Origin of the sequence: Rathayibacter sp. VKM Ac-2835 (genome assembly GCF_013266705.1) — a bacterium.
Taxonomy (GTDB): Bacteria; Actinomycetota; Actinomycetes; order Actinomycetales; family Microbacteriaceae; genus Rathayibacter.
In genome coordinates this window covers 1,496,951-1,518,921 of sequence record NZ_JABSNQ010000001.1, presented here as the reverse complement: position 1 = coordinate 1,518,921, position 21,971 = coordinate 1,496,951, and the positions used below count along the sequence as shown (strand labels likewise).

The window sequence follows — 21,971 nt, the reverse complement described above, 5'->3', positions numbered from 1 at the left end:
CGCCCGCTGCGCGGGCTACTCGATCGAGACCCGCCCCCCACAGCAGGGAGTGGGCGCGGCTCAGCTGGGGCGCGGGGCCCGCAGCACGCGGCGGTAGACGTCGATGGTCGCGCGGGCGATCGCGTCCCACTCCAGCGCCGAGAGGTCGGCCGAGGCGTCGTCCGCCACCGTCCGCTCGTCGAGCCAGGCGAGGGCGCCGTCGAGCGCCGCGGTGTCGAACGCGCCGTCGTAGAGCCGCACCCAGTCCGGGCCGACCAGCGCCGCCAGCTCGTGCATCGCGCCGAGATCGGGCACCAGCACCGGTCGGTCGGCCGAGACCGCGAGGATCGCGGATCCGGAGTTCTGGATCGCCGAGTACGGCAGCACGACCAGGTCGCTCGCGCGCAGCCAGAGCGCCATCCGCTCGTCGCTGAGGAAGGACAGCTCGAGCCGGATGCGCGCATCGCCCGCCGCCGCCTCCTCGATCACGCCGCGCAGCGGACCACGTGCCGGGTTGCCGGCGACCGCGAGCAGCGTGCCGTCGTCCTCGCGGTCGCGGAAGCGCTCGATCAGAGTCGGCACGTTCTTGTACGGCCGGATCTGGCCGACCGACACGACGAGCCGCGCGTCCGGGTCCAGACCGAGCTCCGCGCGCGCCTCGGCGCGACTCGCGGAGAAGTCGTAGTCGTAGCGGTAGTGCCCGTGCGGGGTGACGAACGCGGGCACCGCGGCCAGCTCCGGGTAGGAGCGCCGCATCGCGGTCACGCCCTCCTCCGAGAGGCAGACGATCGCGTCGAGGTTCTCGGTCAGCAGCCGCCGGTACCAGTTGCGCAGGAACGGGGTGCCGCGCTCCTCGTGCGAGGTGACGTTGTGCGCGGTCCAGATCAGCCGGGTGCCGCGCAGGCGCGCGACGCGCAGGAAGGCGAAGAAGAAGACCAGCCGCGCGACGATCCGGTAGCGGCGGACGCCGCTGAGGAAGGTCAGGTCCGGCCAGTGCAGGTGCACGACGTCGACCTTCGCGAGCAGCAGGCGCACCCAGGACAGGTCGCGCACGAGCACGCCCTCGGCGGTCATCGCCGTGTAGAGCCGCGCGTTGTAGGGGTTGGCGTAGCGGGTGCGGAAGGCCGGCTCGGCCTCGACCCGCAGCCGGCGGCTCCTGGCGTCCTCGCCCGAGAGCAGTCCGCGCAGGCGCGTGCGCAGGCGACCGCGCAGCGTGCGGCTGCCGCCGGCGATCATCGGGCGACCTCCGCCGCGCCGGTGCCGGGCACCCGGCCGAACAGGGTGCGCTCGGCCTCCGGGTAGCCCACCCGCCAGTCGGCCCGGCGCTGCCAGACCTCGGTCCAGGCGCGGCGCTTGCGCCGGGTCGCGGTCTCGAGCACGGTGCGCACGAGCGCGCCGGCCTGGAGCAGCGCGATGCCGATCCGCGCGGGCAGCGGCTTCCAGGAGAGGCGGATCATCGTGGCCTTGCCGGCCATCACCATGCACATCTTGCGGCCGGAGTTGCCCGCGGTCGCGGCGTCGCGGGTGGAGGCGCCGACGTCGTGCACGATCACGGCGGTCGGCACGATCACCGGACGCAGACCCGCGCGGCGGGCGCGGATGGAGAACTCGGCGTCCTCGCCGTAGAGGAAGAAGCGCTCGTCGAGCCGGCCGACCCGCTCGTACTCCTCGCGCGGCATCAGCAGCAGGCAGCCGGTGATGATGGGCACCTCGCGCACGCTGTCGCGCTGCCAGCCGCCGAGCGACTCCGGGTCGAGCAGCGGGTTGCCGCGGAACGCGGTGGAGAGCATCGTCGCGTAGGTCAGCAGCGACCACAGGCTGGGCGCGCCCCAGCAGGACGAGGGGTCGACCGAGCCGTCGGGGCGGAGGGTGCGCCCGCCGTACACGCCGTAGCGCGGGTTCGCGACGGCGAACTCGAGCAGCGCGCGGAACGAGCCCTCGAGCACGAGCGTGTCCGGGTTGAGCAGCAGCACGAAGCGCTCGGTCGCCGCTGCGACGCCGCGGTTGACGCCGCGGGCGAAGCCGAGGTTGTCGCCCGCCTCGATCACGGTCGCCTCGGGGTGCGCGGCGCGGATCGCCTCCGCGCTGCCGTCCTCGGAGCCGTTGTCGACCACGATGACGTGCGGGGGAGTCGGCGCGTCGCCGAGCGGGATCGACGCGAGGCAGGCCAGCGTCTTCTCCCGGGTGTTGTAGCTGACGACGACGATCGCCAGGCTGGTGTCCACGGCGTCAGGCACGATCGGCCTCCGGTCGCTGGCCGATGACCTTGGCGGGCACGCCGCCGGCGATGCAGTTCGCCGGCAGGTCCTTGGTGACCACGGCCCCCGCGCCGACGATCGCGCCGTCGCCGATGGTGACGCCCGCGACGACGACCACGTTCGCGCCGAGCCAGACGTCCCGGCCGATCACGATGTCCTTCTCGATCTTCGGCTGGTCCATCACGGGCGTGCCCTGGACGATGCCGTAGTTCGACGCGGTGATCGTGACGTTCGGCGCCAGCAGGCACTTCGCGCCGAGGGTGATCCGGCCGCTGCTGTTGCCGGCCCAGAGGAGCGAGTTCTCGCCGATGTGGGTGCCGGCGCCGAGCGTGATCCGCTCGGCGTTCCGGAACGACACGTTCGGCGCGAACGAGACGTCGGCCCCGCGGCTGAGGCGCGGCACCTGGTCCGCGTGGCTGTACGCGTGGAAGTGAAGCAGGCGCACGGCCTGCAGGTACGTGCGCACCTTCGTGAGGGTGCGCAGCGGTCCGCCGCCCTGGCTCATCGGCCGGCTCCGTTCGGTTCGTGGTCGTCCGGCGATCCGGCGGGGGTCTGCTCGGCGAGCGGATCGATCACCGGCGCGCCGATCTCGGTCAGCGAGGCGGCGATCGAGTCGATGAAGAGGTCGGCGTCGAGGTCCGAGCGCACCGAGATCGCGATGTCGAGCCGCTTGGTGAAGGAGCTCGCGAAGACCGCGGCCTCGTCGTCCGGCTCGGTCACGGGCCAAAGGGTCATCGAGGCCAGCTCGGCCTTCCCGAACCAGCGCGGGCGCAGGAAGACGGGGAGATAGGACGCGTAGCCCTGCCAGTCCTTCCGGCCCCGGGTGATCCCGCTCTCGCCGGTCTCGACGGCGAGCTGCACCTGCTCGCGCACGCTCGCCACCGTCTCCGCGAGACCGAGCGACACCGGCACGGCGACCCGCACCATCGACACGTGGTTGCGCTTGACCTCGTTCCTGTCGCGGCGCGGCGACACGGGCACGAGGGTCGCGATCTCCTCGCGCTCGGGGTGCAGCGCGGCGAAGGCGTGCAGGGCGAGCGCGACGGTCAGGTCGGCGACCGAGCCGCCGGCCGCGCGGGCCGCCGCCTTCGCGGTCTTGAGGTCGGCGGTGAGGATCGCCGCGTCGCGCGGCTTGATGCTGCGCTCGAGCAGTCCCGAGCGGCGGATCCACCAGTCGCGGGCGGCGCGGATGTTGCGGCCGCCGACGCGGGTGATCCGCTTCTTCAGCGGCTTGCGCTTCCACTCCGTCCACTCGTCCGACAGCGACGCGTGCGTCGACGCGATCTGCCGGCGCGCGGCGAGGGTGAGCGCGATCGGGCCGCGCGGCGGCCGCGGGTCCTCCGGGAAGTGCATCGGCGCGCGGCTGTAGGGCGCGAACTCGATCGGCTCGCCCGAGGAGAAGGCCTGGATCAGCACGAGGCCGAACATGCCGTCGCCGAGCGCGTGGTGGATCCGCACGGCGAAGCCCAGCTGCCCGGTCGAGAGCTCGACCACGAGGATGTCCCAGAGCGGGCCCTTCGGGTCCATCGGCCCGTTGAAGGCGCCGGTGAGCAGCTCGACGTGGCGCGGGTCCCACTCGACCACGCCCGGGTGGAAGCGCACGTGGTCGCGGACGTCGATCTCGTCGACCGACACCCAGGAGGGCGTGAACAGCCCGAGCGGCGCGCGGGCGAGCCGCTGCCGCACCGAGGGGGAGGTGCGGATGAACGCCTCCCAGGCGGAGTAGACGAGGTCGCGGTCGAGCGAGCCGTCCGCGCGGCGGAACGGGGCGCCGTCGACGATCATCGAGCCGGTCGGCCGGGCGACCTCGTAGACGACGGCGTTCGAGACGAACTTCTCGTCGAGGGTGCGCAGCGGCTCGGCGTGCGGTCGCCCGGTGCGGCGAGGGGGTCGGGTCATGGCGGTGCTCCCTGGTCGGAGGCGGCGGAGGGGAGCGGTCAGCTCGGGGTGCCGGCGGGGGCCGGGTCGGCCTGCGCCGGGGCGGCGGGCAGCCGGATCGGCGTCGGCGGGTACTCGTCGACGAAGGTCGAGCCGGAGAGGCGGAGGTGGCGCGAGCGCAGGTAGCCGCGGAGGATCCCCTCGACCATCGCGAGCTCGTCCTTCGCGCCGCGGCCGCGCCGCTTCGCCGAGCGCACCAGGCGCCGGCCGCTGCGGACGGCGAGGGTCGCGGTGAGCCGCGCGCCGACCTTGGGCGACAGGCGCCACCACTTGCCGACGAGCGCGCCGAGCCCGAGCCCGTAGCCGCGCATCAGGCGGCGGTAGGCGACGGGGTTGCGCGTGTTGACGTGCAGCACGACGCTGTCCGGCACGAAGACGGCGGTGCCGCCCGCGGCGAGGGCGCGGCAGAAGATGTCGAGGTCCTCGGCGCCGGCGAGGTAGCGGCCGGCCCCCAGGGTGTCGTCGAAGCCGCCCAGTGTCTGCAGCACGTCGCGGCGGAAGGCCATCACGGCGCCGTGACCCGCGTCGAGGCCGCGGACGGCGGAGCGGTAGACGATGCGGTCGGTCGGCGGCACGTCGGTGTCGACCAGGGTGTGGTCGAGCATCCGCCCGGTCGCCACGGTGACCCGCTCCTCCTCGAAGGCGCGCAGCAGCGCCTCGATCCAGCCGGGCGTCGGCGAGCAGTCGTCGTCCGTGTAGACCACGATCGGCCGGTCGCTCGAGTCGAGCCCGAGGTTCCGCGCGATCGAGAGGCCCTTGGTGTCGGTGCGGACGTAGCGCACGCCCGCGGCGAGGGCGACCTCGCGGGTGCGGGAGTCGGTCGACGCGGAGTCGACGACGATCACCTCGACCTCGGGGTCGGTGCCGGCGGCGATCGCCGCGAGCGCCTCCCGGAGCATGTCGGGCCGCTCGCGGGTGCAGAGGATGATCGAGACGTCGCGGGGGTGGAGCGCTGGGGGGTTCACGGCTGGTCGTTCCTCGGCTGGTCTGCTCGGTCGTCGGGATCGGAGTCGGGAGCAGCGGTGCCCGCCAGGTCCTCGCGCACGAGTGCCATCGCGGCACGGTAGGCGGCGACCAGGTCGACGCTCGCGCGCTCCCAGGTCAGGTTGCCGCGGTTGTCGAGCGCGGCCCGGCGCATCCGTGTGAGCAGGGCACGGTCCGAGGACACCACGTCGATCTGCGCGGTCAGCGTCTCGACGTCGCGCGGCTCGTGCACGAGCCCCTGCACGCCGTCCTCGAGGTTGGCCCCGGCGGCGGAGGAGACCAGCGGCACGCAGCCGGCGGCCTGCGCCTCCGAGGTGACCAGGGCGCTGCCCTCCTCGATGGTCGGCAGGATCAGCACGTCGGCGTTCGCGAAGACCTCCGCGACGTCGGCCGTGAAGCCGCGCAGCTCGACGCTCGGCTGCTCCAGGAGCCCGGCGAGGCGCTCCTGGTAGCCCGGGGTGAAGTCGCCGTAGACCAGGAAGCGGCCGGTGCTGCTCGCCTTCGACTGCTGCCAGGCCTGCAGCGCGTAGAGCAGGCCCTTGCGCGGCTCGATCCGGCCGACGAAGACCGCGGTGAAGACGTGGTCGGGAGCGTCGCGCGGGTCCGGATCGAAGCTGCGGGTCGTGTCGACCAGGGCGCCGTAGCGGTGGCGGAGGAGCTTGCGCGGGGAGAAGCCCTTCTCGAGGAAGGTCTGCTCGACGGACGCGGACGGCACCAGGATCGCGGTCGCCGACGCCCACTCGCGCTCCTCGCGGCGCAGCCGCACCGCGTTGTAGGTGTGCGGCGAGCCGACCGGCGGCGTGATGCCCAGGCGCTCGTACTCCTCCGCGACGACCTCGAAGGCGTGCGCGGTGTGGGTGTTCGGGGCCTCGCGCACCGAGGGCACGCCCTGGCGGGCGGCCTCGTCGAAGGTGCGGGCCGAGCCCCACGGCCAGCCGTGCACGACGTCGTAGTCGCCCTCGGCGAGGATCCGCGCGGTGACGCGGTCGTGGTGGGCGATCGAGCGGCTGCGGCCGAAGAGGCGGTGCGGGAGGCGGACGCCGCCGACCGTGAGGGTCGTCACGGCGCGGGCGACCGGTCCGAGCGGCTCGGTGATCGAGGCGGCGACGACGGTCACGCGGTGGCCGGCGGCCACGAGCGAGCGGACCTGGTGCAGGGCGGTCCAGCCGATCCCCGGCGAGCCGATGCCGTGCGGGAAGGAGTACAGGATCGACAGAGGAGCGCCGGTGGGCACGGCGGACGGGACGGTCGTCAGAGGACGGGCGTCGAGGTCGCGGTCAGTGCTGTCGGTGCGGTCGGGTGGGTCTGCGGCAGTGGTGGAGCACTGGTGCTCATCATCCATGCGTCTCCTGTCGTGAGGGCGGCGCGCTCAGGAATGAACAATAGCCACCATCCTCGACCACCTGAGAGGAACGCAAGTCCACTCCCGGCTCGGCGAGTCGTCGCTCCCGCAGACTTAACACAGCCGCAATACTTCCGGCATCCGCATGCCGTGGGTTATGGTCACAATGAGTGTGTCGGGGCACCGCACTCCTGGGGTCCCGGTTCTGTGCTCGTTCCGGCCCCTTCGAGGCATGCCCGAAGACCGGTGCGAACGCAGCACCGCACCGCTCCGAAACCGCCCTTCGCACCAGGCTCCGTCGACACCTCGACAGCCGCAAACCCCGTTCCGCCATCACCGCCGTGATGGACGGAGGCGTTGCTCCAACGATTGCAGCAGCAGTGCAACCTCCGAGCACGCGGCGCGTCGCCCCGAGGTCCTACACCTCGCCGTCTGGAAGTCGAGACCGAGATGTCCGTCCCCCTTTACCTTCGAGTGCTCTGGAGCTACAAATGGCTCCTCGCGGTCGGCCTCGTGGTCGCCGTGCTGGCCGCCATGGTCGCCGGCTACACCGTCAAGGACGGTGAGATCGTCTCGCGCGCCGAGTCGGCCTACCGCTCCGACACGACCATCCTGCTCGGCGGCGGCTCGCGCAACCCGCTCCAGGCCGTCGAGCCCGGTCAGGCGCTGCAGGAGGGCACCTCCGAGGCCCAGCAAAACGACCTCACCAACACCGCGGTCATCTACGCGTACCTCGTCAGCGGCTCCGAGATCCGCACCCAGGTCGAGGCCGCCATCGGCGGGTTCTCGCCCACCGAGGCCCTCAGCGCCGTGCGCCGCACGACCCAGCCGGCCGGATCCGAGCAGAACCCGGGCCGCTTCAGCCTCCCGATCCTCTCGATCGTCGGCGAGTCGACCGACCCGGCCCGCGCCGTCCTGATCTCGCAGACCGCGACCCAGATCTTCCAGGGCTACATCACCGCTCAGCAGGAGGCCCAGGGCGTCGCCCCCGAGCTCCGCGTCACCCTCCAGGTCACCGACCAGGGTGCGGCTGTCGAGCAGGAGGGGTCGAACCCGATCATCCCGATCGCGATCACCGGTCTCGGCGTCTTCCTCGCCTTCATCGCCCTCGCGTTCATCCTCTACAACATCCGCATCTCGCGGGAGCGCGTCACCGCGAACCGCGGCAACCAGCGCCGCGGCGAGTCCTTCCGCCGCGGCCCGGCCCTGACCGGCTCCGCCTCGGAGAACGGCCAGCGCCCCGCCGCGATCGGCACCGCCCCCGAGAACACCGCCGGGTCGGGTGAGCTGGCCTCCTCCGGGAAGCGCAGCGCCACCTGAGGCGGTCGCAGCAGATGAGCACGCAGACGCTGAAGGGGACCCCGCTCGGGGTCCCCGGGAACGACGACCCGTACGCGGGTGAGATCCTCGTCCGCCGGACCTTCACGGTCCGCGCGGTCCTGTCGACCGTCCTGCTGGCGGCCGTGGCCGTGGCAGCGGTCTACTACCTCAACCCGCTGTACGCGGGGGCGATCCTCTTCGGGATCTCGTTCCTGTACCTGACGCGCAAGCTCGTCTTCAACTGGACCGGGGCGTTCATCGTCCTGCTCGGCGTGATCATGTTCATCCCGGTGCGCTACTACGCGCTGCCGATCCCGCTGGGCTTCGCGCTGGAGCCGTACCGGCTCGTCATCGTGATGATGGTCGTCGCGGCGATCGTCGCGCTGATGATCGATCCGACCTTCGTCTGGCGCCCGGCCGCGTTCGGCTGGCCGCTGGGCATCTGGGTCGCCTCGAGCCTGCTCTCGATCGCCGCGAACGTGCAGTTCATCTCCGAGGGCGGCCTCGGCAGCGGCGTCGTCGGCGCGATCGTCAACGACCTGCTGATGCTCTCGGTCTACTTCGTCGCCCGGCTCGTGATGCGCAACGAGAAGCTCGTCGAGGCCTTCCTGACCTTCCTGGTCTGGTCGGCCGTCGTCGTCGCCTTCTTCGCGGTCATCGAGCGCGCGACGCAGCAGAACGTCTTCACCATGCTCGACAAGTTCCTTCCGCTCGAGCGCCTCGGCGCCGAGCAGGAGGCCTACCGCGCCGGCGGCTACCGCTCGTTCGGCTCGTCGCAGCACCCGATCGCGCTGGCCGTCATGTTCACCATGATGATCCCGATCGCCGTCTACCTCTCGAAGTACGCCCGCTGGCCCTTCAACGAGATCAACCGCCGGATCATCTACTACGGCACCATCCTCGCCCTGCTCCTCGGCGTCGTCACCGCGGTCTCGCGCACGGCGATCGTGACCCTCGGCGTGATGTTCCTGCTCACGGTCATCCTGCGCCCGAAGGTCGGCGGCTACCTGCTCCTGGGCATGGTGCCGGTGCTCGGCCTCGGCTTCGTCTTCATCCCGAAGATCCTCACGGACATGATCGGGTCCTTCCTCGACCCGGACGCGCTCATCGCCTCGCAGTACACCTCCGCGGGCATGGCGGGCGCCGGGCGCCTGGCCGACCTCGAGCCGGCCATGGCGATCGTGCGCGAGCACCCCTTCTTCGGAACGGGAGTCGGCAGCCGCATCGTGGTGGGCGAGGACAAGAACGCGTTCATCCTCGACAACCAGTGGCTGGGCACGCTGCTCGACGGCGGCGCCGTGGGCGTCATCGGCCTGGCCGTGCTGTTCCTCGTCCCGATCGTGATGCTGCTGCGCTACTCGTTCAAGACCACCACCACGCCGCAGTACGCGAGCCTCGCGTTCGCCGTCGCGGTCCTGCTGCTCGGCTACACGATCGCCGCGTACTTCTACGACGCCTTCGGTTTCTTCCAGTCCTTCATGCTCTTCTGGATCCTCCTGGCCGTCGGGGCCTGGGTGATCACGGAGGCACCGCGGAAGTCGACCCGCCGGCGCCTGTCGCCGGAGGAGGCGGGGCACGTCTCCGCCTTCACCCGCGGGGGCCCCCACATCCCGGTGGGTCAGCCCGCCCTCGGCTCGCACGTCGGCGCTCACGTCGTCCGCAAGCCGGCCCCGATCGAGTCGTGAGCGCACGCGTCAGCGTCGTCATCCCCGCGCACGACGAGGGGGCGGTGATCGCCCGGCTCCTCCGCGCCCTCGTGGACGGGGACCCGGAGGGCCGGCTCGAGATCGTGGTCGGCGCGAACGGCTGCACCGACGACACCGCGGCTGTCGCCCGGGCCGTCGATCCCCGGATCCTGGTGGCGGAGACGCCCCGGGCCTCGAAGATCGCCGGCCTCAACGCGGCGGACGAGCTCGCCACGGTCCTCCCCAGGATCTACGTGGACGCCGACGTGTCGGTCTCGGCCGAGACGCTCCTGGCGCTCGGCGACGAGCTGGCCCGCCCCGGCGGCCCGCTCGCGGCCGCGCCGGAGTTCCGCGTCGACACCGGCGGGGCGTCCTGGCCCGTCCGGGCGCACTACTCGATCTGGGAGCTGTCCGACTACAGGGCCCCCGGGCTGGTCGGCTCCGGGATCTACGGCCTCTCGGCCGAGGGGCGCAGCCGCTTCGGCGCGTTCCCCGAGATCATCGCGGACGACCGCTTCGTCCAGCAGCTCTTCACCCCCGAGGAGCGGCTGACGCTCCCCGGCCGGTCCTTCTCCGTGAAGGCTCCGCGCCGGATGCGCAACCAGATCAAGCGCACCGTCCGCATCGCGATCGGCAACGCCCAGCTGGCGGCCTCCGGGCTCGTGCCCGAGCAGGCCGGTTCCGGCGGCGGCGGCCCGGTCGCGCTGCTGAAGCGCGTCCTGCGCCGGCCCGCCCTGTGGCCGGCCTTCCCGATCTACTGCTACGGCTATCTGCGACCCCGCCTCGAGGCGCGGTCGATCATCGCTCGAGGAGGCGTACCCGAATGGAACCGCGACGAGACGACGCGCGCGTGACGGGGTCGACCCCCGCGGGCGGCTCCTCCGCCCGCCACGGCACCACGGCGAGCGACGCCCAGATCGAGGCGGCGATCGACGACACCGCGCACACCACCGAGACGCTGGCGACCGACGCGATCGCGCAGTCGCCGACCGTGGGGGACGGGCCGAACCTGCCGCCCGCCTCGCCCAAGTCCGACCTCGGGCACAAGGCGAGCCGCGGAGTCATCCAGACCCTGGGCGGCCTGTGGGGCAAGACCGCGATCCAGCTGATCTCGACGATCGTGCTGGCCCGCCTGCTCTCGCCGAGCGACTTCGGTCTGCTCGCGGCCGTCACGGCCATCGTCGGTGTCGCGGACCTGGTCCGCGACTTCGGTCTGACCGGCGCGATCATCCAGGCCAAGAAGATGAGCGAGACCGTGTGGCGGTCCGTGCTCTGGCTGTCGGTCGCGCTGGGTGTGGTCGGCACGATCGTGATCGGCGCCTCCGCCTGGCTCATCGCCGGCATCTACAACGAGCAGGCGCTGGTCGTCCTGACGCTCGCCGTCGCGCCGACCCTCTTCATCAACAGCCTCTGCATGCCGCTCCAGGCGCGCGTGCAGAAGGAGATGAAGTTCGGCCTGATGGCGCAGATCGACGTCGTCTCGATGCTCGTCGGCGTGATCGGCTCGATCGTCGCCGCGTTCCTCGGTTGGGGCGTCTGGTCGCTCGTCGTGCTGCAGGGCGGCGCGCTGATCTACCGGTTCATCGCGCTCTGGGTCGCGGCCCGGCCCACCTTCGGCCGGCCGCAGATCTCGCGCGAGGTCATCCCGCTGGTCACCACCGGCGGCAGCATCTTCGGCGTCCAGCTGCTCAACTACTTCGCCCGCAACGTCGACAACGTGCTGATCGGCGCGCAGCTCGGCACAGGCGTGCTGGGTCAGTACACCCGCGCCTACTCGCTCTTCCTCCTGCCGCTGCAGCAGCTCAACGGCCCGCTCGGCCGCGTCGCGCTGCCGGTGCTGTCCTCGCTCCAGGACGACGGCGAGCGCTACCGCCGCTACGTCCGCGGCGCGCTGCTCGTCATCGGGTACCTCACGCTGCCCACCTTCGGCGTCCTCGCGGCACTCGCCGGGCCGCTGGTCGAGCTCCTCCTGGGATCGCAGTGGTCGTCGTCGGCCACGATCCTGTCGCTGCTGTCCATCGCGGGCATCGCGCAGGGCATCGGCAACGTGCAGGGCTGGATCTACATCTCGCTCGGCCGCGTGCACCGCCAACTGGTGTACTACGTGGTCACCCGCCCGCTCGTCATCGGCTCGTTCTTCGTGGGCCTGTGGTGGAACGGCGTCGAGGGCCTCGCGTTGCTCTACGGCCTCACCACCCTGGCGCTGCTCGTCCCCGGATTCTGGCTGGCGATCCGCGGCACCTTCGTGCGCGGCTCCGACGTGATCGTGCCCGTCCTGCGTCCGGCGCTCGTCGTGCCGTTCATGTTCGGCGCGGCCTGGGCCGTCGGCGCGTACACCGACCTGCCCGCGATCCTCCACCTGCTCGTCGGCGGACTCGCCTCGCTGGTGCCGCTGGCGCTCGCGATGGCGATCCCGGCCTACCGCCGCGACATGAACCAGATCCTCGCGTTCGTGAAGCAGGTCCGGAAGCCCAAGCCCAAGGGCCCGGCGACCCCTGCCGCGCCTGCTGCCCAGACCACCCCGGCCGATGGAGGCACTGCATGAACCGCGCGAGCCGATCCCGTCGCGCCGGCGTCCTGGCCGTCGTGGCCGTCGCCGCCGCGCTGCTGGCCGGCTGCACCTCCGCGCCGGCTCCGGCCGAGACCACCGAGCCCGCCGCCTCCGGCGAGCTGCCCTTCGCGGCCGGCTCGATCGCCGCGATGGGCGACTCGATCTCGGTCGGCGTCGCCGCCTGCGGGCAGAACAAGCCCTGCCCCAGCGCGTCCTGGACGACGGGCGAGGACGAGACGGTCGACTCGGTCGCCCGCCGCGCCGGCGAGTCGGTCGGCGCCGTGCCCGAGATCGAGAACGTCGCCTCCAAGGGCGCGACCTCGGCCGAGCTGCCGCGCCAGGCCGAGAAGGCGGTCGCCGCGGCCCCGGATCTCGTCACGATCCTGATCGGCGCGAACGACGTCTGCCGCAAGAACAGCGCCGACATCACCACGCCGGACGCCTTCCGCGCCAACGTCAGGACCGCGCTGACGACGCTCTCCACCGGCGCTCCGGAGGCGACGGTCTTCGTCTCCTCCGTGCCGAACCTGCTCGACTTCTTCGAGACCGAGCGCGGCGACGCCGAGGCGGTCTCGCGCTGGGCCGGCAGCTCCAACTGCAACTCGCTGCTCTACGAGCCCACCTCGGACGACGCGGAGGCGCAGGCCCGCCGCGACAACGTCTCGACGACGATCGACGCCTACAACGACGTCCTCGCCGACGTCTGCGGTGCGACCGCGAACTGCGTCTACGACCAGGGCGCCCTGCACGACTTCGACGTGACCTCCGACGACATCTCCGACGTCGACCACTTCCACCCGTCGCTGGCGGGCCAGGCGAGGCTCGCGGACATCGCCTGGACGGCGCTGCTCGCCAACGCCTCCTGAGGCGCTGAGCGGGCCGCCTGAGGGCGCCTGCGGGACGACCGCGAGGGCGGGGGAGCTGCGGCTCCTCCGCCCTTCTGCGTGTGCGGAGGGCGCTGCGCGCCGCCCGCGGCTCGCTCCGGCCCGGTTCGGCACGTGGAAGCAGCTCCGGCTCGCGGAATCCCGGGGATTCGGCGAGCCGGAGGTGGTTCGGCGTGCCGGAGGCGATCCCGCGCGGGGAGGGCCCAGTGGCCCCCGCGTCAGACGGCCTCGAAGCGGGTGTCGCCGCGCTCGGGGCGCCAGGACGGCACCGTGGCGGACGCGCGGCGCCGCGAGCGCGCACGGGACGGGCTGAATCGGAACGGCGGCACGGTCGGGGCCAGCGCGGCGGTGCGGCTCGCGGCGCGCAGCAGCAGCTCCTCGGTCAGCTCCTCCGGAGCGGCGGCGATCGCGAGGCCGCGCTGGTCGAGCTCGCGGGCGATCTGGATCTGGTGGTCGTCGATGTGCTCGCCGCGCGCGACGAGGCGCGGGACCAGGATCGGGACCTTGCCGTTCTCAATGGCCGTGATGGCGGCGCCGGTGCCCGCGTGGGCGATGACGACGTCCGCCTCCTTCACGGCCTCCTGGAGCTCGTGGTGCGGCACGCTCGCGCGGCCCTCGATGCCGTAGGGCGAGACGTCGGCGAGACCGGTCTGCCAGAGCACCTCGGCGTCCTTCAGCAGCGGCACCGACGCGGCGATCAGCCGGTCGAAGGGGTAGAGGTCCTGGGTGCCGACGGAGATCACCGCGCGACGGATCGCGGAGACGGGCTCATCGGGGCCGGTCGTGTAGGCGTCGAAGATCGAGCCGCCGAAGAGCCAGCGCTCGTCGGCCCAGACCGGGTACTGCGTGTAGGTGTTGACGCCGGGCAGGCGCGACATGATCTTGCCGGTGATCGAGGGGCCGTCGGCGCGCGCGGCGCTCTCGACGTAGTGGCACTCGATGCCGCGCAGCGACGCCTCGGGCATGAACGACACGGCCGGGCTCGAGCCGGTGCTGAAGACGGCGGAGTAGTCGCCCTTGGCCAGGATGCGGTGCGCGATCAGCGCGTTCTCGGCGATCGGCCGGGCGTCGCGCGGGGCGGCGAAGCGGCTGTAGGTGACCTTCCGGCCCTCGAGGAGGGAGCGGCTGAGGCCGTTGTCGAAGGTGACCCAGTGCTGGTCGGCGGGATCGATCCCGAAGCGGGAGGACAGCGTGAACAGCTGCTTCAGATGCCCTCCACCGGAGCAGACGAACAGGAACTGTGACATGGCGACCCTTCTTGCGTCCGGGGGAGCTTTCGGGCTCGTCCTCCGGCGGAAGCTGACTGAGGCGGTAGTGCAGGGCTGGGTGTGGTGGGGGTGGGTGGTGCGGGGGCGGCGTGGAGCCGGGCGCGAGCCCCGCTCTCTGCAGGAGCGGCCCCGTGGGGGGAGATCGGGCGGCGTCGTGACCGCGCTCTCCCCGGAGTGCGTCAGGACGTGGGGGCGTCCTGGGCATCGGCGGGTCGACGCTCAGGGGGACGCGCGCGGGGTGGGGCGGGGAGCCTGCGCTGCATCGTCGTCCTGGTCGGTCGGGTGGTTCTCGGGCGGGTGAGGATCGTGACGTCGGGTGCGACGCGGGGCCGGCACGGCGGGATCCGCTCCTGCGCCTGGGCGTGTGCTCGCCGTCCGAGGACGAGGGCACAGCGGAACGGGCCGCGGTGCCACCCCCACGATAGTGAGGCACCCGTTCCCTGGCTACTTCGGAGTCGGACCCCTGGGTGGATTGACCTAGCCCGCGTGGAGCGCCGACGGGGCGGAGCCGCCCGAGCGGGCGCGGCCGCCGTTGCGGTCGAGCAGGATGTCGAGGACCGTCTCGTGCCGGGCGGCCCAGGAGTTCGCGTGGATCCAGCCGAGGCGCTCGTCCTCGGTGGCCGGGCCGTCGGCGAGCGCGTCGTCGACGACCGCGGCGAACTCCGCCATGGTCGGCACGATGCGGATCCGGTCGCTGATGCCGTGGATCGGCGGCAGATCGACGGAGATCACCGGGCAGCCGCTCGCCACGTACTCGTAGAGCTTCAGCGGGCTCATCGCCTCGGTCAGCGGGGTGCGGCGGTGCGCGAGGAGGCAGAGCTCGACGTTGCGCATCGTCGCCACCAGCTCGCGGCGGCCGACGGAGTGGTGCAGGTGCACGTTCGCGAACGGGGCGAGCGGAGCCAGGTAGCCGGGGTCGGGCTGCGGGCCCATCAGCACGATCTGCAGCTCGGGGTGCGCTGTCGCGACCGCGACGATCCCCTCGACGTCCAGCCGGTCGTCGAGGGTGCCGACGTGCAGGGCGCGCGGGCCGGGGATGCGGCTGAGCCACTCGGGGGCGTCGGGCACGGGGCCGGTCCACTCCTCCGGGCTGACGCCGTTCGGGACGACGGCGTGCGGACCGGTCGGCGCGATGCGGTCGATGATCTCCTGCGAGACGGCGGTGACGGAGCGGCCGCTGGTCGCGACGCGGCGGTAGGCCTCCTGGAACGCGGGCCAGTGGCCCTTCCAGCGGGTCGACGTCGTCCAGTCGTCGCGGGCGAAGAACATCACGTGCTCGGCCCACTCGAACGGCGAGAAGCCGGCGACCACGGGGCTGGTCGTGACGACGACGGGGCGCACGAGCTCCATCTCGTCGGCCAGCTTCGCGATCCCGCGGTCGTAGGCGCGGTACTCCTTCTCCAGGCCGGCGATGTCGGTCGGGTCGGAGCGGCGCAGGCGCAGCGGGGTGTGCAGGACGCGCTGCGGCGTCGACGGGAACTCGACCTCGCGGCCCAGGGCCCCGCGCACGAGCGTGGTCGGCAGGAAGCGGTACGGGTTCGCCACGATGAGGCGCCCGACCTGCGGGCTCTCCATCAGCGAGTGCAGGATGCGGTCCGGCGGGCGCATCATGCCGCGGCGGGCCGCGTCGGTGTACGTCTCGTAGGAGAAGGTGAAGACGACGTCGCGGACGAGGCCGTCCGCGGTCGGCTCGGGCGCGGTGGATCCGGGCGCTGTCGGTTCGGGCACGGCGTTCCTCACGCGAAGGTCCGGATGACGCGCGCGGGCACGCCGACGGCGACGGAGTAGTCGGGGACGTCCTCGCGGACGACGGCGTTCGCGCCGATCACGGCGCCGCGGCCCACCGTCACGCCGGGCATGATCACGGCGTTCTCGCCGAGCCAGGCGCCGCGGCCGATGCGGACCGGGGCGATCCGGTCGACGCCCTGATCGCGGATGAACCGCGTCGGGTCCTTGAAGCCGTGCGAGTGGTCCGAGATGTAGACGCCGCGGGCGATGCCGACGCCCTCCTCGATGACCACGCTCTGCACGGCGCTGATCGCGGTCATGTTCATCCGCACGCGGTCGCCGATGATCAGGGCAGGCGTGGGCGCGTCGTCGGTCGGGACCATCAGCATGCAGTTCGCGCTGATCAGCACGTTCTCGCCGATCGAGATCCGCTTGCCCTGGCCGGGTCCGATCCGGAAGGGCAGGCAGATCCGGGAACCCTTGCCGAAGCGGTGGAAACCGCCGGCGACCAGCTTGCTGAAGGCCAGATCGCGTGCTCGCTGCGCGAGGATCGCGAGATCCAGTCCGTTCAAGGCATCAACTCCAGGGATGTGCGGCGGGTGGGACGCCGGGGGTGGACGTCCTGAGCCTGGGGGGGTGTGGTGATCGCGCCCGGGGGTGAGGCGCGCGGGTGTGACCCACGATAGCGAGCGCCTCCTGTGCGCCACGAGTCCGTGCGGCTCGGATCCGCGGTGTTTACCCCGCGGAAACACGCTGTGGTCCCGAGCGGCGTGCTCGGAACGGGGGTGCTCACCTGCACGGTGGCCGAGCATCCCGGTGCCGGGAGGGCCCTCCGGCGCCGGGAGCGCCCGGGGGAGCGTAAAATCGCAGGGTCCGCGGAGGCGGCCGCCTGTCACCGGGCCGGCGCGTCCTCCGGATCGTGCGGGACACCGCACCGACGGACCCGGCGACGCCGCTCGGTCCCCGCCCTCGCGCGACCCCGACCCGCCCGCACCACCAGAGAGGCTCGACCGTGGCCGAAGCCGACACCGCCAGCCGGCTGTGGACCCTGCACCTCGCCCGCGCCGCCGTCGCGGCCGTCGCCGGGGTGGTGATCACCTTCTCGCCCGACCACGGACCGGCCTTCGGCTTCGCCGTCTTCGCCGGATTCGCGATCCTGAGCGGAGCCGTCGCGCTCGCGATCGGCCTGCGCACCCTCGCCGGACGCGGCCGCACCCTCGCCCTCGCCTCCGCCGGGGTCACCCTCGCCGCCGGGGTGCTCGCGCTCGTCGCGCTGCCGGTCGCTGCGCTGCTGCCGTTCATCGCGCTGGTCGCCGGCTGGGCGCTCGTCTCCGGCTCGCTCGAGTTCTCCAGCGGCCGGCGCGGCACCGGCCTCGCCGCCCGCGACGCCGTGATCGTCGGCCTCGGCACGGCCCTCCTCGGAGCGGTCTTCGCCCTGCTGCCGCCGCACCCCGTCGTCTCGGTCGGGCTCCTCGGCGCCTACGCCGTGATGCTCGCCGTGTTCCTCGCGATCGCCGCGTTCTCGCTCAAGTGGGCCGCCGGCGCCGATGCCGCCGCACCCTCCACCCCCACCACCGGAGGAGACCGATGACCGCCCCCGACCCCGCCTCCTCCGAGCCGTCGCCCTCCGACGACGACTTCGCGCCGCGCACCTTCCGCCCCACCCGCAAGGACCGCCTGCGCCCGCTCGAGCTGATCGGCCTCTCCGCCGTGATGGCCGCCTTCGTCGGCCTCGTCGTCCTGATGTCGACCCGCGAGTTCGTCGTCGCCCTCATCGGCTTCGGCGTCGCGTTCATCGTCGTGCTCGTCGCCATCGCGATGTTCTCGCTGACCTTCAAGCCCGACGAGGCCGAGATCGCCGACCTCGACGAGCAGGACGGTGCTCATTAGGTCGGAGCGACTGCGTCGCTCCTCCCCGCGGTCGGCTTCCTGAGGGGGCCGGGTTCCGCGGAGCGTCCCGAGCCCGCTGGCGGAATCGCTCGGGCTGTGCTTCTGGGGTCGGTGCGACTGCGTCGCTCCTCCCCGCGGTCGGCTTCCTGAGCGGGTCGGGTTTCGCAGAGCGTCCTGGGTTCGCTGCGCGGAATCGCTCGGCACGCGATTCCGCGGTGCGCTCGCACCTGCGGTGGAGCACTGCTGCCGCGATCCGGCTTCGCCGTCCGCTCCCTCCAGGAATGCCACCGGCTCAGGAGATCCGTGCTGGTCGAGCAGCCCCGCAGGGGCGTATCGAGACCCGCCGTCGTCAGCGGTGCGGCAGCACGCTCGCCTCGTCACCAGGCCGATCTACCGGGTGGCGTCGTCGCCGTCGGTCTCGCCGAGTGCGTACGCCAGGCTGCGGGCGTAGATCTCCTCGAGGCGGGACGCCACGATGCGGTACTGGACCGAGCGGCCGCGGCGCTGCTCCCGCGGGAGGTTGCCGAGGACCACTCCGGCGTCCTCCAGCTCGATGAGGTGCCGGTAGAGGCTGGTCGTCGTGGCGCGGCCCGTCGGCAGCTCCGGACCGATGGCCGCCACGAGCTCGCCGAAGAGCAGGCCCTGCTCGGGACGCGCCGCCCTGGAGAGCGATCGCAGGATCCCCCTGTTGATCTCGCTGCCGACCACCCGGACGGCGATGTCGGCCTCCTCCGGGGTCGCTCGGCTCCTCGTGGACGGCGCAGACGCTGGCATGCCCTCATCCTCCCGCACGGGTCCGCGGCAGGAGGCCGCAGGCGCGTATTACCATACCGCCCTGGGTGGCGATGATTCGCGCCACCGGTGTCATGATCCCATCGGATGGTTACCTTGGTGTCCGTCGGCAGGCCTCCCGCAGGTCGGCACGCGACCGCATCCGGCGGACGCGTGAGGCGTGGGCCTCGACGGACGCAGAGGAGAGAACGGCATGAATCGAGTGCGACGGGCTGGGGAGCCCTCCCGAGGCGGCGAGGGTGCGCCCGGTGCCCGGACGCGGCCGGTGGTGGCACCTGGTGCGGCCCACCGGGGCCGGATGACGCTCGGGCGACGGCTGGCTGCCGGCCTGCTGGCTGCGGGGCTGGTCGGGGGAGCGGGAACGTCGCTGGCGCTGACCTCGTCGTTCCTCGCACCCCTGTCGGCGTCCGCGGCCACGCACGGCGCGGGATTCGACGTGGGGAAGGGCTTCCTCGGCGCCTATCGGCACCCGGACGGGACCCTGGCCTACTGCCTGCAGATCAGGGCGTCGATCCCGTACAGCCCGACGTCGGGGCCGTCGTTGAACGGCGACTGGAACTCCCTGTCGCCGGATCAGCTCGCGCGCCTGAGCTACGTCATGGACGTCCACGGGAACACGGAGGACGCGAACACCGCGGCGGCGGTCGCCCTGTACGTGTGGGACGTGGCCGACAACGCGGCCTACAACGGCAACGGGATGCCCGGTGACGTCTACTACAGCGCTCGCGCCGGCGGGAATCGGGACGCCGTGCTCGGGCTGCTGCAGCAGTACCGGGCGGAGGCCGCCGGCGTGACGGCCGTGAAGCCGGGGCGGACGGCCGGGTCGGCGTCGCTGAGCCTCGACATGGACTCGAGCGCCGCTACCGGCAGGGTCACGGCCCTGACCGACCCGCCGGGCCAGGCGGGGACGGTGCATCTGACGAACGCGGTGTTCGAGGACACCGGGGCGGGCGAGTCGACGATGACGGGCGGGGAGTCGCGGACGTTCCGCGTCGTCCCGAGCGCCGGTTCGACCTTCGCCGTCGAGGCGCGCTCGGACGAGATCCGGGTGCCGGGCGCCTCCGGCTACGTCGGGAACATCACGACCTGGGCGCCGGGCGCGACGGCGGAGCAGTGGACGGCGTCGAAGGGGCAGAGGATCGACGGCTCGTTCACGATCGCCGCCGCGACGGCGGCGTCCGCGCCGATCCCGACCGCGTTCTCGCCGATCGGGTCGACGCAGGTCTCGACGCGGCGCGTGGAGGCCGGGACGCAGGCGACCGACACGGTGACGGCGCGAGTCGCGCCGGGGTCGGGGGAGTGGCGCACGCTCGACGGCGCGCCGGTCCCGGTGGTCTACCGGGGCACGCTCCACGGCCCGTACGACGAGCAGCCCGCGCCGTCCGGAACCGCGCCGGCGGGTGCGCCCGTCGCCGGGAGCGTCGAGCTGACCGCGACCGGTCCGGGGACGCACACGTCGCCGGGCGTCACCGTCCCCTCGGCCGGGTTCTACACGTGGGTCTGGCGGGTCGAGGAGGCGTCGCAGCCGGACCGCGTGAAGCCGTTCCTGCCCGACGGCTACGCCTGGTCGGACGGGTTCGGCCTGGTCGCGGAGACGCACCTCTCGCCGACGATCGTCTCCGCCGCGACACAGGTCGCGGACGAGGAGATCCCGGTCACCGCGACCTCCACGGACACCCTCACGGTGCAGGACACCGGGGCGTGGCTGAAGAAGGACGGCAGGAGCGTCCCCGTCACCTTCACCGGCACCGCCTACTGGGTGCCCGGCACGGGGGAGGTCCCGGCGACCAGACCGGAGGACGCGACGGTGCTGACGACCACGAGCATCGTCGCGACCGGACCCGGAACCTACACCTCCGACGCGGCGACCGCGCCGGCGGGCTCCGCCGGTCACATCGTCTGGGTGTGGTCCGCAGCCGAGACGCTCTTCACCAGGGGCTGGGCGGACGGATGGAACACGAGGGGCGAGGTGGTGCGGGTGACGACGCCGGAGGTCCGCACGAGGGCGACGCCCTCCGTGCCGCTGTCGGACACCGCGAGGGACGAGGCGGTCGTCGACGGCGAGGTGCCGGAGGGCGCCGTGATCACCTTCGAGGCGTACCGGCTGACGGGGGACAGGGCCTCGTGCACCGTCGAGTCCCGCGTGCACGACGGCTCGGCGAGCCCCGTCCCGGTCGCCGCGGGCAGCAACCGGAAGACGTCCTACTGGTCGAGCGAGGTCCGCTTCACCGAGCCCGGCGTCTACCACTGGGTCGAGACGCTGCGCGCGAAGGGCGGGAAGGTCCTGCACCGCGGGGAGTGCGGAGTGCCGGGGGAGACCACGACGGTGACCGTGCCCGACGTGTCGTCGAGAGCGCAGACCGACAGCGCGGTCCACGAGGGTGCGACCGACGACGCGATCGTCACCGGAGTCACTCCGAAGGGCGCCTTCCTCACGTGGAAGGCCTACCGTGCCGCTCCCGGCACCGGCTCCTCCACCGCTGTCGAGCAGCCGGTCTGCGATGCGTCGACCCTGGTGGCCGACACCGCCGACCGTCCGGTCCTCGTCGAGAAGGCCGGCACGTACACCTCGCCCGCGATCGTCTTCACCGCCCCCGGCGCCGTCCACTGGGTGGAGGAGCTGCACTCCTACGACGGCAGGATGCTCGCCCAGGGCGAGTGCGGAGCGCCCGGCGAGACGACGACGGTGCACAGGCCGGACGTGCACACGAAGGCCACCGCGGCAGTGCTGGTGGGCGACCCGGTGAGGGACGAGGCGGTCGTGGACGGCCACGTCCCGGCCGGCGCGGTGATCACGTTCGAGGCGTTCAGGAAGAGCGGCGACCAGGCCGTGTGCACGGTGGCGAACCGTGCCTACGACGGCTCGGCCGGTCCGGTCGCCACGACCGCCGGTCTGAACGAGAACGTCTCGTACTGGTCCGCGGAGACCCGCTTCACCGAGCCCGGCAGCTACTACTGGGTCGAGACGCTCACCGCGGCGGACGGGACGGTCCTGCACCGGGGGGAGTGCGGCGCGCCGGGGGAGACGACAGTGGTCTCGCCGAAGCCGGTCGTCCCGACGGTGAGCACGAGCCTGGCCGACACCGGCGGCGATCCCGGCCCGTGGCTCGGCGGCGGCCTCGCCGCCCTCGTCCTCGGTCTCGGCGCCGCCCTGCTCGCCCGGCGGCGACGCGCCTCGCCGGTCGACTAGCCCCGCAGAGGCGTCCGACACCGGCGGACCTCGATGCGCCCGCTCCGCGTGCTCCTCGATCGGCATGACTGCGCGAGCGGGCGAACAACGGGCCTCGTGTCCGAAGCAGAGCCCGGCCCGCGTCCACTCGTCCGCCCCTGCCCGCTGGTCGAGCACGGTCGT

General features: G+C 72.7%; 18 protein-coding genes. 8 read left to right on the top strand and 10 right to left on the bottom strand.

All coding sequences use genetic code 11. The features are described from left to right. Nucleotides 1-60: 60 nt before the first annotated feature. Genes HRK28_RS07230 through HRK28_RS07205 form a run of 6 tightly spaced genes read right to left on the bottom strand, consistent with a single transcriptional unit; the run spans nt 61 to nt 6,501 of the window. Nucleotides 61-1,215 (bottom strand): glycosyltransferase family 4 protein, encoded by a 1,155-nt coding sequence (locus HRK28_RS07230; protein ID WP_160086964.1) that lies wholly within the window; start codon nt 1,213-1,215, stop codon nt 61-63. Continuing rightward, complete coding sequence (locus HRK28_RS07225) at nt 1,212-2,216, bottom strand: glycosyltransferase family 2 protein (RefSeq protein ID WP_160086967.1); 1,005 nt, start codon at nt 2,214-2,216, stop codon at nt 1,212-1,214. The genes HRK28_RS07230 and HRK28_RS07225 overlap by 4 nt, the downstream gene beginning before the upstream one ends. Next, the gene (locus tag HRK28_RS07220; RefSeq protein ID WP_160086969.1) at nt 2,209-2,742 is read right to left on the bottom strand and encodes a DapH/DapD/GlmU-related protein; all 534 of its coding nucleotides are present in this window, start codon (nt 2,740-2,742) and stop codon (nt 2,209-2,211) included. The genes HRK28_RS07225 and HRK28_RS07220 overlap by 8 nt, the downstream gene beginning before the upstream one ends. Continuing rightward, nucleotides 2,739-4,136 carry a wax ester/triacylglycerol synthase domain-containing protein gene (locus HRK28_RS07215; RefSeq protein WP_160086971.1) on the bottom strand — a complete coding sequence of 466 codons (1,398 nt, stop codon included), beginning with the start codon at nt 4,134-4,136 and terminating at the stop codon, nt 2,739-2,741. The genes HRK28_RS07220 and HRK28_RS07215 overlap by 4 nt, the downstream gene beginning before the upstream one ends. A gap of 38 nt (nt 4,137-4,174) precedes the next feature. Further along, entirely contained in the window at nt 4,175-5,140 is a 966-nt protein-coding gene (locus HRK28_RS07210) for a glycosyltransferase family A protein (protein WP_173250832.1), read from the bottom strand. Next, on the bottom strand, nt 5,137-6,501 hold the full coding sequence (locus HRK28_RS07205; protein WP_173250831.1) for a glycosyltransferase family 4 protein: 1,365 nt from the start codon (nt 6,499-6,501) through the stop codon (nt 5,137-5,139). The genes HRK28_RS07210 and HRK28_RS07205 overlap by 4 nt, the downstream gene beginning before the upstream one ends. 450 nt (nt 6,502-6,951) lie before the next feature. On the opposite strand from HRK28_RS07205, the gene HRK28_RS07200 reads away from it, so the two are divergent. The 5 genes from HRK28_RS07200 to HRK28_RS07180 are packed head-to-tail and all read left to right on the top strand — an operon-like array spanning nt 6,952 to nt 12,923. Next, nucleotides 6,952-7,821 (top strand): hypothetical protein, encoded by an 870-nt coding sequence (locus HRK28_RS07200; RefSeq protein WP_160086977.1) that lies wholly within the window; start codon nt 6,952-6,954, stop codon nt 7,819-7,821. Between the two features lie 14 nt (nt 7,822-7,835). Further along, entirely contained in the window at nt 7,836-9,506 is a 1,671-nt protein-coding gene (locus HRK28_RS07195) for an O-antigen ligase (RefSeq protein ID WP_173250830.1), read from the top strand. Continuing rightward, nucleotides 9,503-10,360 carry a glycosyltransferase family 2 protein gene (locus tag HRK28_RS07190; protein WP_160086981.1) on the top strand — a complete coding sequence of 286 codons (858 nt, stop codon included), beginning with the start codon at nt 9,503-9,505 and terminating at the stop codon, nt 10,358-10,360. The genes HRK28_RS07195 and HRK28_RS07190 overlap by 4 nt, the downstream gene beginning before the upstream one ends. Next, the gene (locus tag HRK28_RS07185) at nt 10,330-12,051 is read left to right on the top strand and encodes a lipopolysaccharide biosynthesis protein (protein ID WP_217274411.1); all 1,722 of its coding nucleotides are present in this window, start codon (nt 10,330-10,332) and stop codon (nt 12,049-12,051) included. The genes HRK28_RS07190 and HRK28_RS07185 overlap by 31 nt, the downstream gene beginning before the upstream one ends. Beyond that, nucleotides 12,048-12,923 (top strand): GDSL-type esterase/lipase family protein, encoded by an 876-nt coding sequence (locus HRK28_RS07180; RefSeq protein ID WP_173250828.1) that lies wholly within the window; start codon nt 12,048-12,050, stop codon nt 12,921-12,923. Before HRK28_RS07185 ends, HRK28_RS07180 begins: the two co-directional genes overlap by 4 nt. A 236-nt stretch (nt 12,924-13,159) precedes the next feature. On the opposite strand, the gene HRK28_RS07175 is transcribed toward HRK28_RS07180, so the two are convergent. From HRK28_RS07175 to HRK28_RS20485, 3 genes are all read right to left on the bottom strand, one after another. Beyond that, a complete protein-coding gene (locus HRK28_RS07175) occupies nt 13,160-14,188 on the bottom strand; it encodes a glycosyltransferase (protein ID WP_160086987.1) in 1,029 nt (342 codons plus the stop codon). A 498-nt stretch (nt 14,189-14,686) separates the two neighbouring features. Continuing rightward, nucleotides 14,687-15,937 carry a hypothetical protein gene (locus tag HRK28_RS07170; RefSeq protein ID WP_173250827.1) on the bottom strand — a complete coding sequence of 417 codons (1,251 nt, stop codon included), beginning with the start codon at nt 15,935-15,937 and terminating at the stop codon, nt 14,687-14,689. An 8-nt stretch (nt 15,938-15,945) separates the two neighbouring features. Then, a complete protein-coding gene (locus tag HRK28_RS20485; protein ID WP_123734729.1) occupies nt 15,946-16,509 on the bottom strand; it encodes a DapH/DapD/GlmU-related protein in 564 nt (187 codons plus the stop codon). 440 nt (nt 16,510-16,949) lie between these two features. Here HRK28_RS20485 and HRK28_RS07160 point away from each other — a divergent pair, with 440 nt between their 5' ends. Then, a complete protein-coding gene (locus HRK28_RS07160) occupies nt 16,950-17,528 on the top strand; it encodes a hypothetical protein (protein WP_160086991.1) in 579 nt (192 codons plus the stop codon). Then, nucleotides 17,525-17,827, top strand: coding sequence for a hypothetical protein (locus HRK28_RS07155; protein ID WP_244231755.1), 303 nt, complete (start codon nt 17,525-17,527; stop codon nt 17,825-17,827). The genes HRK28_RS07160 and HRK28_RS07155 overlap by 4 nt, the downstream gene beginning before the upstream one ends. A gap of 390 nt (nt 17,828-18,217) precedes the next feature. Here the strand turns inward: HRK28_RS07155 and HRK28_RS07150 are convergent, their stop codons facing one another. After that, entirely contained in the window at nt 18,218-18,601 is a 384-nt protein-coding gene (locus HRK28_RS07150) for a hypothetical protein (RefSeq protein ID WP_173250826.1), read from the bottom strand. Between the two features lie 316 nt (nt 18,602-18,917). On the opposite strand from HRK28_RS07150, the gene HRK28_RS07145 reads away from it, so the two are divergent. Further along, nucleotides 18,918-21,809: a hypothetical protein gene (locus HRK28_RS07145; protein ID WP_173250825.1), complete on the top strand. Its 2,892-nt coding sequence runs from the start codon at nt 18,918-18,920 to the stop codon at nt 21,807-21,809. Nucleotides 21,810-21,971: the final 162 nt, after the last annotated feature.